The following is an 18,019-nucleotide window of genomic DNA, read 5'->3' as shown; positions in this document are numbered from 1 at the left end:
GCTCGTGCGGTGCCGAGCGACGATCGCTGACGGCTCTGGCGCGACGAGCGGCGGCGGGCGGGTGGAGCCGGCGGCCGCGGCTTACTCGATGTTTTGCACCTGCTTTGCGAGATGGCTCGCAGGTGCTTGTCAGCGTTCAGGTTTTCGGTGCGGTGACCGCCGAACCACACAGCCGCCCACTCGAAATTTCGCCGTGGAACATCGATCTAATGCGGCGTTCGTGGGGGAGTCTAGCGGAGGCTGGTGTGCTTGGCTGGCGGTGAGCATCGGGCTCGGTTGAGCACGACGCGGCGGTCAAGGGTCGGAGCGATATAACGCCAGGAGTACGGGTCACCGTAAGATGAGGTGAGATGTCGCAACAGTCTTCACCTGCGCCCATCGTCTTCGCTCGGCAGGGGGCGCTGTTCGAACTCTGCGGCGCCCACCAACTTCTCCAGGAAAGTCAACGATTTGCGCCCCCCGTTCGGGTGGAGTTCTCGACTGTCGTGTTCCGAAGGCGGGAAGGGGTGCCAGAGCGAGGGAATGTCTCATCGCTATTGCGTGCAGAGGACTGGCGGTGACGCCATCTTCAGCGGAGCCGAGGTTCCGGCAGCTCCTCGATCGCGATCACGCTTGTGGGGCGAAGGCCAAAGCGCCAGGCCCTGAGGCGGCGGTCGATCCTGGCAGTGGCCGCTCAGGCAACAGCACAGGCTGTCGCGCAGCATCGTCCCCAGTCGTCGCCGAACGCGGTTTGCGGCGGGGCAGTGCTTCACTTTGCGCAGTCGATCGGGGCGAGGACACGAACAGGGCGCTCGCACGGTCGGCACGCATCCCAGAAAGTGTGTGAATCTTGAACCAAGTTGATCTACACGTTGTCATCAATTTGATGACCACGTGCTATTCTCTTGACACGTCCACAGCGCCCGGCCGTCATGAACGTTGCAGTCAACAAGCTCTCCCAAGCGCAGCGCGAGCGGCTGGCGTTCCTGGAGATGCGCGCGTACTTCACGGGGGAATTGCGACGTGCAGACATCGAAGCGCGCTTTGGCATCAAGCCGGCCGCATCTTCGCGTGACCTCAGTGCCTACCGAGACCTCGAACCCGGCAACCTGGACTATGACGTTGCCGCGCGCTGCTATCGGCCCAGCAAGGCGTTCAAGCCGATCTTCGAGTTTTCGTCGGAGCGGGTCCTCGCCTGGCTACTGCAGGGGTTCGGCGACGGCCTTAAACTGAAGCTGCGCAAGGCCGCACCCTGTGAGGGCCCCGGGAACCTTGTGCGACCCGACCTCGCCATTCTGTCGACGGTGACACGGGCCATGTGTGCCAAGCGGGCGATCAGGGTGTCCTACTTGTCGCTGTCCTCGGGCGCTGCCAGTCGCGAGCTGGTGCCCGTCGCCCTGGCAGACAACGGTCTGCGCTGGCATGTGCGCGCGTTCGATCGAACCAATGCGCGATTCGGAGATTTCGTCCTCACCCGCATCGCGAAAGCGAGAGAGATCGACGGCCCTGTGGAAGAGAACGAGCTTCTGCCCGCCGACGAGCAATGGGCACGCATCGTCGACATGGAGGTGGTGCCGCACCCAGGAGTTCGCTGGGCTCAGGCCGTCGAAGCCGACTACGGGATGGAAGACGGCGTGCTGCGCCTTCGCTCACGGGCGGCGCTGGCGGGCTACGTACTTCGCCGCTGGTCCATCGACTGCTCAGCCGACCACTCGCTCGATCCAGCCGCACATCACCTCTGGCTCCGCAACCCACAGACCCTGTATGGCGTCGAGAGCGCAGTCTTCGCGCCCGGCGTCAAGGAAGGGGGTGGCAGTGGGCCTCTATAACGCCGAGATCTCCGCTGGATCACTCATGGTGCCCGAGAGCCGCCGCATCGCGCGGCTGCTGCTCACGCACCCAACGGCCGAGCAATGGGACGAGGCCATGAAGCAGGACAACCTGCTGCAGAAGAAGCCCGCCACGGCCCGACGGCAAGCGCGACTGATCCGCAATCGGCTGGCCACGCTGGACGATGAGGGCCTGCAACTGGTGGCCGATGGTGAAGGCGAACTCACCGGTCAGCTGTTGCTCGCAGCGTCGGCGAGGCACAGCCAGCTATTGAGCGACTTCATGCACGACGTGTACGCCGCCGACCTGCGCCGCCTCGAGCGAACCTTAAGCCACCGGCAATGGGAAGCCTTCCTCACCGAGTGCGAGCACCGTGACGATGCCGTCGGCACCTGGGCGGAGACGACGCGCAAGAAGCTCTTTCAGGTCATCGTTCGAATGCTCGTCGAATCCAAGTTCCTCGACAGCGCGCGGCGCATGTCGCTCACGCCGCCGATGCTTCACCCGAAGGTCCGCGCCTATCTGAAACGACTGGGCGCCGAGGAGACGCTCGCCCGCATGGAAGTCAAAGCATGAAAACGTCCTTCGACGAGCGCCTGAACCAGATCCTGCCGCGTCTCGCGTCACCTGACGTGCTGGACAACCGTGGCGCCGGTGGCGAGATCGGCTTCTGGATCTTCGACTACCCGCCTGAACACGAGATGCAGATGCGTTCGTGGCTCGCCGATGTCATCGAGCCCGGCCTACACAAGCTCAAGCCTGGGCTGCGCTTCGCCACGATCGATCTCTTCGAGTGCGTCATCAGCCTACTCGAAGAGCGAGGCCTGCTCACCAAGGCCTTCGACATGCAGCTCAAGCAGGGCGACGAAGCGGTGTTGAAGTCGCTGCGCTCGGTGCTCAAGGAGGACCGGCTGGCCGCGCGCATCGTCGAGCTGACCGGCGCTGCGGATCTTGACCTGCTGATCGTCAAAGGCGTCGGGGCTGTCTACCCGATGCTCCGCACGCACACGCTGCTGTCTGCGCTGCACCCGCACATGCGCGACACGCCGCTGCTGATGCTCTACCCCGGCCGTTACGACGGCCAGTCCCTGCGCCTGTTCAGCAAGCTCACGGACGACAACTACTACCGGGCATTCAGCCTGGTCTCGTGATTCAGGGAGCCCCATGAAAATCAAAGAACTGTTCGTCAAGCAGATCGACCGCCCCATCAACGGCGTCATCAAGGCCGACCAACGCGACGACGAAAGCATCTGGCAAGAGCTGGACGAGTACGTCACCACCAGGCAGGTGACCGAGTACCTGCGTCGGTTCTTCGATGCCTACCTGGCCACGGTCGACAACCCGACCGATCCCACCATCGCCGCGCGCATGGGCGTGTGGGTGTCGGGCTTCTTCGGTTCCGGCAAGTCGCACTTCATCAAGATCCTGTCGTACCTGCTCTCCAACCTAGAAGCCACCCATCCCGGCAACGGCGAGAAGCGCCGCGCGGCGCAGTTCTTCGAGTCGAAGATCAAGGACCCGCTGCTCATCGGCGACGTGCGTCGTGCCGTGGCCGGCAAGACCGATGTCATCCTCTTCAACATCGACTCCAAGGCCGATGCCAAGAGCGACCGCGACGCCATCCTGCAAGTCTTCCTGCGCGTCTTCAACGAGATGCAGGGCCTCTCTGGCGACGCGCCTCACGTCGCCCACATGGAGCGCCATCTCATCTCGAAGGGCAGCTTCGACACGTTCAAGGCGGCCTTCAAGGCGTCCAACGGCAACGAGTGGGACGCCGAGCGCGACGCGGTGGACTTCCTGCGCGACGACGTGATCGCCGGCCTGAGCGCCGCGCTGAAGATGTCGGCCGAGTCCGCTGGCAAGTGGTTCGATGACGCCCGCGACACCTACCGCATCAACATCGAAGGCTTCGCTGACCTGGTACGTGCCTACCTGGATGCCAAGGGCCCCGGCCACCGCATCGTGTTCCTGGTCGACGAGGTGGGCCAGTTCATCGGCAAGAACACCCAGCTGATGCTGAACCTGCAGACCATCACCGAAGAACTCGGCGTCCGCTGCAAGGGCCGAGCCTGGGTCATCGTCACCAGCCAGGAAGACATTGACGCCACGCTGGGCGAGGCGAACCAGGCCCGCACCAATGACTTCTCCAAGATCACGGGCCGCTTCCATACGCGGCTGTCGCTGTCGAGTTCGAACACCGACGAGGTGATCTCACAGCGCCTGCTGGAGAAGACCCCCGAAGCCAAAGCCGCGCTGGCCGCTGTTTGGAAGGCCAAGGGCGACATCATCAACAACCAGCTCTCGTTTGCCGACCACGCGGTTGCCTTCAGGCGCTTCAAGGACGCAGACGACTACGCCGCGCACTATCCCTTTGCACCGTACCAGTTCCAACTGCTGCAGAAGGTCTTCGAGTCGATCCGCAAGGTGGGCGCCACGGGTCGCCACCTGGCACGCGGTGAGCGGTCCATGCTCGATGCGTTCCAGACCGCCGCTGTCGGCAACGGCGACAAGGACATCGACGCCTTCGTCCCGCTGTACGACTTCTACCCCTCGATCGAGAGCTTCCTCGATTCATCCGTCAAGCGCGCTATCGACCAGGCCGGCGAGAACCCGGCGCTGGAGCCCTGGGATATCAAGCTGCTGCGCGCGTTGTTCCTGATCCGCTACGCCGATGCCGTCAAGGCCACGGTCGACAACCTGGCTACCTTGTGCCTTGACCGGGTAGACGCCGACAAGCTCGCCTTGAAGCGCCAGATCCAGGAGAGCCTGGCACGGCTGGAGCGACAGAACCTGGTCAGCCGCAATGGTGACCTGTGGTTCTTCCTCACCAACGAAGAGCGCGACGTATCGCAAGAGATCAAGTCGGTCGACATTTCGTCGGCCGAGGTCTCGCGCTTGGTGTCCGAGCTGGTCTTCGACGAGGTGCTGAGCGGCCAGACCAAGGTGCGCCACCGCGACACCAAGACCGACTACGAATTCAACCGCCTGCTCGACGGTGCGCCCTGGCGCCAAGCGAACCAGCAGCTGACGCTGGAAGTTCTGTCGCCCGTCGGTGGTGATTACGAGCTGATGACCGAAGCCAAGTGCATCGGGCGCAGCGCTGAGGGCGCCGGCCGCGCGATCTTGCGCATGGCCAACGACGCCCGCGTGGACGTGGAGCTGCGCACCTACGTGCAGATCGAGAAGTACATCAGCGGCCCGAAGACCGACGCGGCTACGCCATCGCTCAAGCGCATCCTGCTGGACCGCAAAGACGAGAACCGCGAGCGCAAGACCCGCATCCTGGCCCAGCTGGCCGACCTGCTGAGCCGCGGCGACTTCTACGCCCTGGGCCAGAAGCTGACGCTCAAGCCGCAAGGCCCCTCGGTGATCTTGGACGAGGCACTGAACTACCTCGTCTCCAACACCTACTCCAAGCTCGGCTACATCAAGGTGCGCCAGGCCGACCCAGCGGCCGAGATTCGCGCCGTGCTGGCGTCGGACACACACGGGCAATACAAGATCGCGCTCGACGGCGAAGACGGTAATGCCCTCGCCATCGGCGAGATGCGCCAGTACCTCACGGTCGCGGCCGGCACCAGCCGCGTGCTGCTATCCGACGTGGTGGACCGCTTTGCCGGTGCGCCGTGGGGCTGGCGGCCCGAGCTTGAAACCGTGTTGCTGATCGCCCGCCTGTTCATGGCCGGCGAGATCAAGCTGGTGATGGAGGGTTCAGACCTCGATCCCAAGTCGGCCGCCGAACCGCTGACCAAGGCCGCCCGATTCAAGCAGGTGTCCATCCTCAAGCGCAAGACCGCCGATGCTGGCACCCGCGCCAAGGCCCGCGATCTGCACCGCGAGATCTTCTCGTTGCAGCCGCCGGATGACGAAGACGGCCTGGTGGCCGCCTTCCGCGAGAACCTGGGCCAACGTAAGGCCGAGCTGGAGCGCGCCAAGCTCAAGGCAGAGCAGAAGCACTACCCGGGTGCCGCCGAGGTGGCCAAGGCTCTGCAGGCGATCGACCGGCAAATGGCGATCCGCGACCCCTTCGAGTTCTTGAACGCCATCCTGTCGTCGCGTGACGACTGGCTGGACTTGGCCGAAGACACGCACGATGTGCTGAGCTTCTACAAGACGCAGGCCCCGGTGTGGGCGCGCATGCTCGATGGGCTGGTCAGCTTTGCCGACAACCGAGAAGCGCTGGTCAAGGACACGGCAGCGGCCCAGCCGCTGGCCGACCTGGAGGCCATCCGCGCCAACCCGAGGCCGTACTCGCAGGTCAACCGCATCGAAGCCCTGCTCTCGGCCGTGGAGAAGGTCAACGAAGCCCTGGCCAGCGAGCGGCGAGAGAAAGCGCTGCTCTCCATCGACGCCAAGATCAAAGAAGCCACGCAGGCCCTTGATGACGCTCAGGCCGAGCCCGCGGTGCGCAACGCTGCACTGCGCCCGCTGCAAGAGCTGAAGGCCCAGCTGGCGGGCCTCGTGAGCATCCCGCGCATCATGTTCCTGCAGCAGCGCGCGGGCGAGCTGTTGGACGAAGCGATGGACAAGATCGCCGCGGCCGTCGCCGCGGCGGCGAAGGCCAAGGCCGCGGTCAAGCTTGCACCGGCGCCCACGCCGGGTGGCACCCCTACGCCCCCACCACCGCCTGCGCCGCCAGCCGCCAAGCCGATCCGCGTGGTGCGTACCGCGGACGTGAACGCCAAGACCTACCTGGAAACCGAGCAAGACGTGGACGACTACGTGGCCAAACTGCGCGCCGAGCTGATGGCTGCCATCGCAGCCGGCCATCGCGCCCGCATCCAGTAGGCGCTCCAGCTAAATCGCGCGAGCAGAACAAGACTGAGACCTTTCCAGGGACAGACATGAACAAGGCCAACCTCAAGAGCTACGCCCCGAAAGCGCGGCTGGACTTCATCAAGGCCGTGACCGAGCGCGCCAACGTGTTGGGTATCTCGGCCGCCGGTGTGGTGCCGGCCGAAGTGCGGGGCGACGTGGCCTTGATCGACGGCCGCGAGTGGCCCGCCAAGGTGGCCGGCCAGCGCGACGAACTCATCGCCCGCATCAAGCGGCATGGCTTCGAGCAGGCGATGGACGAGGTGGCCTACACCTGGTTCAACCGCTTCGCGGCGCTGCGCTACATGGAGATCCACGACTACCTGGGTCACGGCTGGCGGGTGTTGTCCAGCCGTGACGGTGGCTTGCCGGAGATCCTGCGCCACGCGAGCGAGGTGACGCTGCCGGGCTTGAGTCCTGACCGGGCCCGCGAGATGCAGCTGGCCGGCAACCGGGACAACGAGCTCTACAAGCTGCTGCTGGTGGCCCAGTGCAACGAGCTGTCGCGGGTGATGCCCTTCCTGTTCGAGCGCATCGACGATGAGACCGAGCTGCTGTTGCCCGAGAACCTGCTGCGCACCGATTCCATCGTGGCCAAGCTGGTCGAACAGGTGCCCGAGGAAGACTGGCAAGAGATCGAGGTCATTGGCTGGCTGTACCAGTTCTACATCAGCGAGAAGAAGGATCAGGTCATCGGCAAGGTGGTGAAGAGCGAGGACATCCCTGCCGCCACCCAGCTGTTCACTCCTAACTGGATCGTGCAGTACCTGGTGCAGAACAGCGTGGGCCGGCTGTGGCTGATGGCCAACCCGACCAGCACGCTGGCCAGCCAATGGCCGTACTACATCCAGCCGGCCGAGCAGACCCCGGAGGTGCAGGCGGAACTGGACGCATTGATTCAGACGCGGATCCGTACGGATGGCGAGGCGCTGAACCCTGAGACCATTACTGTGCTGGACCCAGCCTGTGGCAGCGGGCACATCCTGGTGGTTGCGTACGACGTGCTAAAGGCGATCTACCTAGAGCGTGGGTATCAGCCTCGGGCCATTCCGCGCCTGATTCTGGAAAGGAACCTGTACGGGTTAGACATCGATGACCGCGCCGCGCAACTTGCAGCATTTGCACTGCTGATGAAGGCGCGCTCCGATGATCGCCGCTTGTTCAACGATCCGCCCAAGCTCAATGTGCTGAGCCTCCAGGACAGCAAGGGCCTAAATGTTGAGGAAATCGCTACCCATCTGGCCCCATTCGGACTTCAGCGCGCGCCGCTCAAGGCGTTGCTTAGCGCTTTCGAGCACGGAAAGGTCTTCGGATCGCTCATTCAGATTCCGGCGACGCTGGCCAACCAGCTAGCGACGATGACGACCGGAGTGCATCACGCCTTACAGAAGGGCGATTTGTATGCACAGCAAGCCGCCAGGGATGTATTGCCGCTGATCTGGCAAGCGCTCATCTTGGGGCAGAGGTTCGACGCAGTGGTCGCGAATCCACCCTACATGGGGGGCGGGTTCATGACTGCCTCGCTGAAATCCTTCGTAGAAAGCCAATACCCTCTAGAAAAGGGCGATCTCTTCAGCTGCTTCATTCGGCGTGGCGAGGCATCTTCTGCAAGAACTGGCCTTATTGCCTTCGTTACGATGCAGAGTTGGATGTTCTTGTCCAACTACGAGTCCTTCCGACGAGACTTCTTGTCAGCCAATGCGATATCAAGCCTGCTGCACTTGGGTAACGGAGTAATGGGAATCGCATTCGGGACGTGCGCTACCACATTCTATCGATCCCCGATCAAGCGTTTCGCTGCACGGTACAAACGTATCGAGTCTTCGGAAGTTTCGGACGATGGAAGTGCGGATATTGTTTCTGCAGCTGGCTTCGTCCGAGACCTGAATCACTTCACGCACGCGCCTGGCCTCGCGCTCGCTTATTCGCTCAATCATGCCCAGATGGAATTGTTTAGGACTAGGCGACCAATTTCAGAGCGGGTTGAGGCACGAGAGGGTCTGACTACCGCGGACAACGCAAGATTCTTACGCTTCTGGTGGGAAGTCAGCGCTGCGCAAATAAATCGGGGGGCAAGGACAGAGGCCGACGCTAAACGATCGGAGGCCCGTTGGTATCCGTATCAAAAGGGAGGTGAGGCGGTAAAGTGGTTCGGAAACAATGAATGGGTTGTAGATTGGAAGAACGATGGAGAAGCGATAAAAAGTAATATCGACGTCAAGACCCTGCGCGTTAGGTCGCACAACTACAACGGCACGTATTCGTTCAGAGAAGGCATTACTTGGTCGTCGTTCAGTAATGGCGGACTCGCGTTTAGGCACGTCCCGGCCGGAAGCCTCTTTGACAGCACTGGATCAATGGCGTTCGCGGCCGATAATGTATTTGGATATCTGGCGTTACTAAACACTGATGCTGCCTTTCGATTCCTTAAGGCGTACTCGCCGTCGGCGCGTATAAAGATCGAAAGCCTGCTTGCGCTTCCGAATATCCTCCAAGAACAGGACTCAGGCGACCTCGCGCGCCTCGCGCAAGCGTGCGTGACTTCTGCCATGGAGATAAGTAGATATGATGAAACATCGCCGACCTTCGCAGTCTCGTGTTCAACCGATTTGCGCACTCTTGAAAGTCCATCGGATCAGATAGGCGCCCATCAGGCGCTCATCCAGCGCAACGAAGCTCGCATAGAGCAAATGCTATCCGAGCGGTTTGGGTTCGCCGAATCTGGCGCTCCGGAGCCCGGGCCTATGGCCTCAAGCTTTGGAGGGCGTGAGTTGCTTTCCTACGCGATCGGTTGCGTGATGGGGCGCTATAGCCTGAACGAGCCAGGCCTGATCTATGCAGATTCTGGGAACGTTGGGTTTGACCCGAGTCGGTACGAAGAGAGATTCCCGGCCGACGCGGACGGCATCGTCCCACTCACCGATGAGCAGTGGTTTGTTGATGACGCTGCCGTCCGTTCTCGTGACTTCCTCGGCGTTGTCTGGGGCGCAAGTGCGTTAGACAGAAACTTGACTTGGCTAGCCAAAGGCCTCGGTGCCAAAGCGACCGAGGCGCCGGACGAGACTGTCCGTCGCTACTTGGCAGACAAGTTCTACAAAGACCATCTGCAGACCTACAGGAAGCGGCCAATCTATTGGCTTTTCTCAAGCGGCAAGCAAGGGGCCTTCCAAGCGCTGGTGTATCTGCATCGCTACAACGAGGGAACGCTAGCTCGTATGCGCGCGGAATACGTTGTGCCTCTAGTCGCGAAGATGGTGTCGCGCCTGGACATGCTGGACAAGGACCTGGCCGCAGCATCGTCAGCAGCTGCCCGCACCAAACTGCAGAAGCAAATCGAAGCGCTTCGCAAGAAGCACCTCGAACTGCTGGCGTACGACGAGAAGTTGCGCCACTACGCCGACATGCGCATCGCACTGGATCTGGACGATGGCGTGAAGGTCAACTACGCGAAGTTCGGTGACCTGGTCGCCGAGTCCAAGGCCATCACCGGCGGTAGCGATGAGTAGTGCGCCCGTGTTCCTCGCGGCCCTGACCCGCCTCTTCCAGGAGGGCCATGATTTGGTGTTCTGGAACGACGCGGGCGGCGAGTTTGCGCCTCAGGTCGATGCCATCGGCATCGAGGGCGTGCAGGTGCTGCGGCTGGACCGCACGCCTGCCCTGCAAGCCAAGATCTCGATCGAGCGGGAGGTCGACGGTCGCTGGTTGATCTATGCACCGTTCGATGAACCGGAACCGGCTCAGGACTGGCTGCTGGACGCGCGGCTGCGCGGCAAGCCTTTCAGCGCCGACACGGCGTCGATTCAGCTGGAGGAACTGGGCCTGAACACACGATCGCTGCGCGATCACTTAAAGCTGCGCGGCAAGTTCCTTCGGGCACGCGACCGCTTTGATCGCGTCAAGCGATGGGTGCAACCGACCGACACGGCCGATGACCTAGACCGCAAGATGATCGCGGCCGTGGCCCGCGCCGAGACGGCGGACCCTGCGGCGATCCTGCTCAAGGCCTTTGCTGCCTTGGTGGCTGAGGGCAGAGACCTCGGTGCCCGACCGAGGTTGTTGGAAGAGCTGACCAGCTTCGACCTGGAGCAGGCTTTCTGGGCGATGGCAGAGCGGGAGCTGGGCTACCGCGAACCCGGCGACGAGCCATCCAGCCTTCGCGGCCTGCTCTACCGCCTGTTCGCCACCGACTTCTGCAGTAGCGTGCGCGGTGTGCAGGCATCGCTGGCGCACTTCGTGATCGCCGAACGGGTCATGGCGGCGAACGTATCGGTGTTCGCGAGCCGGTGGCGCACCGACATGGCCAACTACCGCAGCTACGACGTGCTGTCGGGCTGGGTGGCTGATGAGCTGAAGATCAGCAGCATCCTGGGCCCCATGCAGGCCGAAGAGCTGGCGGACGCGATGACCTTCGAGGCCATCGAGAAGCGGGTGATTGGCGACCTGAAGGCCCGCATCATCGCGGGCGGCGGCGCCAACATGGACTCGGTGCGCGACCTCATCGCGCGGCGGCGTGACGGCCACTGGGCTAACCCGCTGCTGGCCGGCGCCAACGACGCCACGAGAGCCTTGGCCGCCAGCTACGACGCGCTGGAGGCGGCGGCCGGCTTCTTTGAACTGCAGGCCAAGCACCTGCAGGGCTTCAGCTTTGCAGATGCTGGCACTGCCTTCCAGGCCTACCGGACTGAGCTGTTCCGTTTCGACCAGCTGTACCGCTGGTTCATGCGGGCGTCAGAGACGGTGGAGCCCATGGGCTGGTCTCTTCTGCACGAGCTGCGCGACCGCATGGAAGACGCCCACTCGGGCTGGTTCATCGGCCAGCTCGCTTCGGCCTGGGGGGCGGTGGCGGAAGGGCCGGCCGGTTTGCTGGCGAAGTGGAAGCTCGACGAGGTCGTCAACCAGCAGAACTTCTACGCGCGCCATGTGGCGCCCGCTTTTGAGGGCGGCGCCAAACGGGTGTTCGTGGTCATCTCCGATGCCTTCCGCTTCGAGGCGGCGGCCGAACTGGTGGATGAGCTGAACAGCCGCAGCCGGGTGAAGGCCCGCCTGGACGCCATGCTGGGCGTTCTGCCCAGCTACACCGCGCTGGGCATGGCCAGCCTGCTGCCGCACCAGCGCCTGGCCTACAAGGGCAACGCCTCGCTGGACGTGACGGTGGATGGCCAGCCGTCGTCGACGCTGGAGCAGCGTTCGGCGATCCTGGCGGCGCACGGCGGCGTGGCCATCGGCCGCGACGCGCTGATGGAGAAGGGCAAGGACAAGGGCCGCGAGTTCGTCAAGCCGCACAAGGTCGTCTACGTCTACCACGACCTGATCGACATGATCGGCGACAAGCGTGGGTCCGAGACCAAGACCTTCGAGGCGACGGCGAACGCCATCAAGGAACTGTCGGAGCTGGTGAGCTTCATCGTCAACAACCTGAACGGCTCCACCATCTTCGTCACGGCCGATCACGGCTTCATGTACCAGGAGTCGGCCCTGGATGAGGCGGACCGGCACACCGTGGAAGAAGGTATGCCGGGCGTGTTGAAGCCCAAGAAGCGCTACATCTTGGGCCGCGGCATGTGGCCGATGCAGAACGCCTGGGCGGGCAACACCGCCACCACAGCGGGCACGGATGAAGGCACGGGTAGTCTGGACTTCCTGGTGCCCAAGGGCGCCGGACGGTTCCACTTCGTTGGCGGTGCGCGCTTCGTGCATGGCAGTGCCATGCCGCAAGAGATCGTCGTGCCGGTGATCGTGGTGAAGGAGAGCGACACCGAGAAGGCCAAGACCCGGCAGGTGGAAGTGAGCCTGCTCGGATCCAGCAACAAGGTGGTCACCAACAAGCAGCGCTTCGAGTTCATCCAGACCGAGGCGGTGTCTGAGCGTGTGCTGCCGGTGACGCTGCTGCTGTCCATCCGCGACGGCGACCAGTCCGTCAGCGATGAGCAGATCCTGACCTTCGACAGCACCTCACCGATGCTCGATGAGCGCAAACGCTCGGTGATGCTGACGCTGGCCGCCGGTAGCTACGACCGCACGAAAGACTACTTCCTGGTCGCGCGCGACGCGAAGACCAAGGCCGAGGCCTGGCGGGCGCCGCTGCGCATCGATCTGGCCTTCAGCAATGACTTTTAGGGGCCACCATGGCTGACGACACCGCACAGGCCAGTTCGACATCCACCGCCACCATCGACCCGGGCCTGGACAAGCTGCTCAACGAGCGCTTCGCCGGGCGCGTGGTGCGCAAGGACCTGACCAAGCTCATCAAGGAGGGGGCCAACGTTCCCGTCTACGTGCTGGAGTACCTGCTGGGCATGTACTGCGCATCGGACGATGCCGAGACCATCCGCGCTGGCCTGGTCACGGTCAAGAACGTGCTGGCCGAAAACTACGTGCGGCCGGACGAGGCCGAGAAGGTCAAGAGCAAGATCCGGGAGCGCGGTTCGTTCAAGGTGATCGACAAGGTCACCGTGAGGCTCAACGAGAACCGCGACGCCTACGAGGCGCTGCTGTCCAACCTGGGGATCAAGAACGCCGAGGTGCCCGACTCCTACGTGCGGCAGTTCGAGAAGCTGCTGGTGGGCGGCATCTGGTGCATCGTGACGCTGAACTACCGGTTCGAGGAGAACCAGCGCACGTCGCCCTTCGTGGTGTCGGACCTCAAGCCCATCCAGATGCCGAACATGGACATGGAGGAGCTGTTCGCTGGCCGCAAGGGGTTCACGGAAGAGCAGTGGATTGACGCACTGCTGCGCTCGACCGGCATGGAGCCCACCTGCTTCAAGGAACGGGTGAAGTGGCACCTGCTGGCCCGGATGATTCCGCTGGTGGAGAACAACTACAACCTGTGCGAGCTGGGGCCGCGCGGCACGGGCAAGAGCCACATCTACAAGGAGATCAGCCCGAACTCGATCCTGGTGTCCGGCGGCCAGACCACGGTGGCCAACCTGTTCTACAACATGAGCGCCCGCAAGGTGGGCCTTGTCGGCCTGTGGGACGTGGTGGCCTTCGACGAGGTGGCCGGCATCAACTTCAAGGACCAGGACGGCGTCCAGATCATGAAGGACTACATGGCCTCGGGCTCGTTCAGCCGTGGCCGTGAGTCCATCAACGCCAGCGCGGCGATGGTCTTCGTCGGCAACCTGCCTCAGGGCCAGACCGTGGAAACGCTGGTGAAGACCAGCCACCTGTTCGCGCCGTTCCCGGACGTGATGATCGACTCGGCCTTCTTCGATCGCTTCCACGCCTACGTGCCGGGCTGGGAGATTCCGAAGATGCGGCCGGAGTTCTTCACCGACCAGTACGGCCTGATCGTCGACTACCTGGCAGAGTGGGCGCGCGAGATGCGCAAGCGCAGCTTCGCTGATGCGATCGACAAGTTCTTCAAGCTGGGCAACAACCTCAACCAGCGCGACACCATCGCCGTGCGGCGGACGGTGTCTGGCCTGCTGAAGCTGATTTGCCCTGACGGCGCCTACACCAAGGACACAGTAGGCAAGTGCCTGGAGTACGCGCTGGAAACGCGCCGGCGCGTGAAGGAGCAGCTCAAGAAGATCGGGGGCATGGAGTTCTATGACGTGCACTTCTCCTACATCGATCTGGAGGACATGCAGGAGCGCTTCATCTCCGTGCCGGAACAGGGCGGTGGCGGCTTGATCCCCGAAGGCCGTTTGGCGCCGGGCGTGCTGCATACCGTCGCCATGGGCGACGGCGGCATGCCTGGCGTATACCGCATGGAGATCCAGGCCATGGCTGGCGGCGGCAAGCTGTCGGTGTCGGGCCCGGTCTCGCGGGAGCCGGTGCGGGTGGCCTTCGACTACTTCAAGGCCAACGCCGGCCGAGTGAGCGCATCAATCCACCCGACCGAGCGCGACTTCCACTTGCACATGGTTGAGCTGCAGACGGCGGGCACGCCGGAGGCGCTGACCCTGTCCAGCTTCATCGTCCTGTGCTCGGCCGCGCTCGGTAAGCCCTTGCAGAGCCAGATGGTCGTCATGGGCGACATGTCGCTTGGTGGCACGGTCACGCAGGCCAGCAACCTCGCTGAGAGCCTGCAGGTCGCCTTCGATGCTGGCGCAAAGCGGATTCTTCTGCCGATGTCGAGTGTGACGGACATCCCGTCGGTTCCGGGCGAGCTGTTCGCAAAGTTCCAGACCAGCTTCTACTCGGATCCCGTGGACGCGGTGTTCAAGGCCTTGGGGGTGGAGTAGCTTGCGCTTCGCATAAAGGCAAACCGTGGTGCAGAAGCAGTCCACCTAGAGTGGCACCCCCGGCTTACGTGTCCTCGTCGGGCTGCGAGATGCTCAGACAATAGACTACCCGCGGACAACTTCTTGGTCTTTTCGCGGCCTGCGCGGCTAGTCACGCCGCTTGCTAAGGGTGGAGCGGGGCATCAACACACACCTTCTCGGGGGCTGCCGAGTCCGGGGCGCAGTTCGCCGTAATCCGCCTGATTGCTAGCAATACCAGTGATTGTTTCACGAGAACAGCGAGGAGCGAGCGGGATGCAGGCTCACGCTGGTCTGCCGCTACGCGGCAGACCGAAGAAGCTCGAACTGCACGCGGGCTTTCTACTTACTCCCGAGGGCGATCAGAAGATCGTAGGGCAGTCTTACTCAGGGCTCATGAAGAAGGCGGGCGAAGCGGGCTTCCTGAAGCTTTGCGAGCGGTTGCAGTCAGTTCCTGAGACCCAGCTCTTGGCGCCACAAGGGCGTGCACGGTGGGTTTCGCTGTACGAGCGGATGGTCGTAATGGCGGGCTCAATAGGCGCCGCCGGGCCCGAGACGAGCAAGCTCCTCGATATCTTTCGCCAGCTCGCCGAAGGCAAAGTCCCGGCCCCTGATGTGTTGGAGGCGCTCTCGCCGTGGGCCGTCGTGCGGATGAGCTACGAAGGATGGTCCGACCTCCCCGCTACTCGGCGAGAGGTTACCGAGCACTGGTTCGTTCTCGAGCGGGCTGCGCTGCGAGCTACGCGGTCGAGCGATACGTCGGCAGGCTGGGCGATGGCTTTCGCCACGGATGCGACATTGCGTGCCTACTGGACGCCAGAGGCGCTTGAGCGACTCCGCGAGGCCGAAAGTCCGTTTGTCGATTGGGCGGTGCTGGCTCGGTTTTCGGCGCTGCTGGACGTGCTGTTGTCGCAGATAGCGCTGATCGAGGTTAAGTCTAAGGAACATGCCTTCGGCTTCGCTCATTTGTTCGCGCCGGTGTCCAGTCGCGCTGGCCCCGAGCGTTGTCGACCCGGCGGAGCGTTTGTCGACTGGTTGAAGCAGTGGGCGGGGGCTGGGTCACTGGAGAAGCTCTTGCCCGCGACGGAGCAAGACGACGCGGTTGGTCTCTCGACCTTGAAGGAGTGGAGCCGGGGCCAACAGTTTCCTTCTGTGCGGGCTATCAACGCGTTGGCCGAGCCGCTCCTTCGGCAGCGCCCAGAGTTGGCGCTAAGCATGCCTGAGGGAAGGACGAGGTATTGGGCCGCCGCGCGCGCCGACGCCATCCTTCGTCTGGCGCAGCGGGGTTGGCCGCTGCTCTCGACTTTAATGGGGCGAGATCCAAGCGCGGGGGCGTGGTGTCGAAGGCGCTACCCGCACTGGCTTGAACACTGGCGATCGGGGTGAAAACGACCGGCGGATTCCTCCGCCGGTGCGCACTACGGGTCGCGTATCAGCGCCCCTTCGGCGGTGAGGCCGGCGGGTTGTTGTCGCGGCCTCTCCCCGAGGGATTGCCAGTCCCGCTGGGGAATCCTGCGGGACCGCGTTTGTTGCCAGTGCTAGTGCCAGTCCGTGCCTGGCCTTGTTCAGTCGATCTGCTCTTGCTCATGATGTCGTCCTTAGATGCGTGCCCGATCGGCACGGACGAAATCTCTTCGTTTCGCGATCGCTGCTCAGCCCGGAAATTGGGACACGGCTGCGCTCACCGACATTGCCTGTATCGCGCGATCACGGCGATGTCTGTGGCGACGAAACGGTTGGGCGTGCTGTGCTCTGCAACGTGGTGGTGCGTCGCCGCCCGGGGGATGTCCCCGGCTAGGTGACAGCGCACCCGGCCTTTCCCGCGCTTAGCACGACCAACCGCGAAACTCGTTCCGTACGCGGCATAGTTGGGACATGAGGCTGGCGCTTCCGGCGCCTCCAACTTCGTTGAGCGTGTCGCGTAAGACGGGCCTGGGCGTCTCCCTGCTCGCGCGGGACCGGGCTGTTGCGCTTCGCGTCGAGCCACCGGCCCTTCGGTCCGGCGTCTCGCCCCTGCCGGGCTGCCATCCCTGACGCGAACACGGCCAGGCCGGCGTTGCCGCCGGCGGTCCCTGGGGCAGCGGCCCTGACCCGTGTCCGTGGATCGCGGGCCTGATTGCCCTCCCGCTGCGCGTGAGCGCGGCCCGCTCGACGAACTGACCGGCGCCGCGCAGCCCTGTCGGACGCTTCGCTCTGCGCGTCACCGGCCAGATCGTCGCCCCGGACACCCGCCATGCCCGTCGCCGGGCCGCTGCTGAAGACCGAAGTCCAGCAGCCGAACAGCCGAATAGCCGGGTGCAGACGCGTGCTCACCCCGGCTCGGCCGACGCGCCAGTCGCTGCGCTTGGTGTCACGCCGGCCGCGTAGCCGCCGGGGCTCGTGTCCTGGGGCGGGCCCTCGGGCGGCGTCCGTCGTGCCAGGCTTTGCCTGTCACGCCTGCCGCTGTCGCCGGGCCCTCTTTGAACTCCCGCGCGCTCGCCGGTAACGACCCACCGCGCTCCCCCCACAAGCCCCCCATCTCCGGGCGAGGGGGACTTGTGGGGGGATCTTCAATGCGGTGGGCCGGGTGAACCGGCTCATCGCTTCGCGCTGCTCCCGAATGCACCCCACCCCCCGCCCGCCCCAGAGGGGCGGGAGCGAGGGAGTCCGAGCGAGAGGATCAGTTTTCAGCAGCCTGAATCCCGGGCTGTGCTGGTCGTCTCGATATCGGAGTGCATCGCCATGGCAAACGTTCGAGTCGAGCAGCGCAACGCTCATCTGGCCGGCCCGGTCCGCCTGGAGTACGTCAACGGCCGCGAGGGCCAGGTCGCGAAGGCGACGATCACCGTGATCTCCAACAGCCGCCGCGGCAGCGGCGACGAGCGCGAGGAGGAGGCGACCTCGCTGCTGTGGACGCTGTGGGGCCGGCAGGCGGAGAACGCCGCCGAGTACCTGGGCAAGGGCAGCCACGTCAACGTCATCGGCCGGCTGCGCAACAACAACTTCCGCAACGCCGAGGGCTTCGACGTCTACATGCTGGCATTCACCGTCGAGGAGATCGATTACCTCGACAGCCGCGCCGAGTCCGAAGCGCGCCGCGCGCGCAGCGAGGGCCGGGCCGAGCCGCCTGCGCCGGCACCTGCGCCCGCCGCCAAGCCCGTCAACGGCCGCCGCCCGGCGCGGTCGCAGCCCCAGGCCTGAACCCT

9 protein-coding genes are annotated in these 18,019 nt (G+C 63.9%); all 9 read left to right on the top strand.

From position 1 onward, the window contains the following. The first annotated feature begins 911 nt into the window (after positions 1-911). Complete coding sequence (locus LOC65_RS16220; protein WP_230248253.1) at positions 912-1,808, top strand: WYL domain-containing protein; 897 nt, start codon at positions 912-914, stop codon at positions 1,806-1,808. A 25-nt stretch (positions 1,809-1,833) separates the two neighbouring features. Beyond that, entirely contained in the window at positions 1,834-2,385 is a 552-nt protein-coding gene (locus LOC65_RS16215; protein WP_230248252.1) for a DUF1819 family protein, read from the top strand. Beyond that, positions 2,382-2,960, top strand: coding sequence for a DUF1788 domain-containing protein (locus LOC65_RS16210; protein WP_230248251.1), 579 nt, complete (start codon positions 2,382-2,384; stop codon positions 2,958-2,960). Before LOC65_RS16215 ends, LOC65_RS16210 begins: the two co-directional genes overlap by 4 nt. Positions 2,961-2,973: 13 nt before the next feature. Continuing rightward, on the top strand, positions 2,974-6,597 hold the full coding sequence (gene brxC / locus LOC65_RS16205) for a BREX system P-loop protein BrxC (protein WP_230248250.1): 3,624 nt from the start codon (positions 2,974-2,976) through the stop codon (positions 6,595-6,597). A gap of 56 nt (positions 6,598-6,653) precedes the next feature. Continuing rightward, on the top strand, positions 6,654-10,130 hold the full coding sequence (gene pglX, locus LOC65_RS16200) for a BREX-1 system adenine-specific DNA-methyltransferase PglX (RefSeq protein ID WP_230248249.1): 3,477 nt from the start codon (positions 6,654-6,656) through the stop codon (positions 10,128-10,130). Between the two features lie 7 nt (positions 10,131-10,137). Then, positions 10,138-12,741 carry a BREX-1 system phosphatase PglZ type A gene (pglZ, locus tag LOC65_RS16195; RefSeq protein ID WP_230248248.1) on the top strand — a complete coding sequence of 868 codons (2,604 nt, stop codon included), beginning with the start codon at positions 10,138-10,140 and terminating at the stop codon, positions 12,739-12,741. An 8-nt stretch (positions 12,742-12,749) separates the two neighbouring features. Continuing rightward, entirely contained in the window at positions 12,750-14,816 is a 2,067-nt protein-coding gene (brxL, locus tag LOC65_RS16190) for a protease Lon-related BREX system protein BrxL (RefSeq protein WP_230248247.1), read from the top strand. Positions 14,817-15,110: 294 nt separating this feature from the next. After that, the gene (locus tag LOC65_RS16185) at positions 15,111-16,220 is read left to right on the top strand and encodes a hypothetical protein (RefSeq protein ID WP_230248246.1); all 1,110 of its coding nucleotides are present in this window, start codon (positions 15,111-15,113) and stop codon (positions 16,218-16,220) included. Between the two features lie 1,335 nt (positions 16,221-17,555). Beyond that, on the top strand, positions 17,556-18,014 hold the full coding sequence (locus tag LOC65_RS16180) for a single-stranded DNA-binding protein (protein ID WP_230248245.1): 459 nt from the start codon (positions 17,556-17,558) through the stop codon (positions 18,012-18,014). Positions 18,015-18,019 lie beyond the last annotated feature (5 nt).

Origin of the sequence: Rubrivivax sp. JA1055 (genome assembly GCF_020966565.1) — a bacterium.
GTDB classification, from domain to species: domain Bacteria; phylum Pseudomonadota; class Gammaproteobacteria; order Burkholderiales; family Burkholderiaceae_C; genus Rubrivivax; species Rubrivivax benzoatilyticus.
This window is presented reverse-complemented; position numbering and strand designations above follow the sequence as displayed.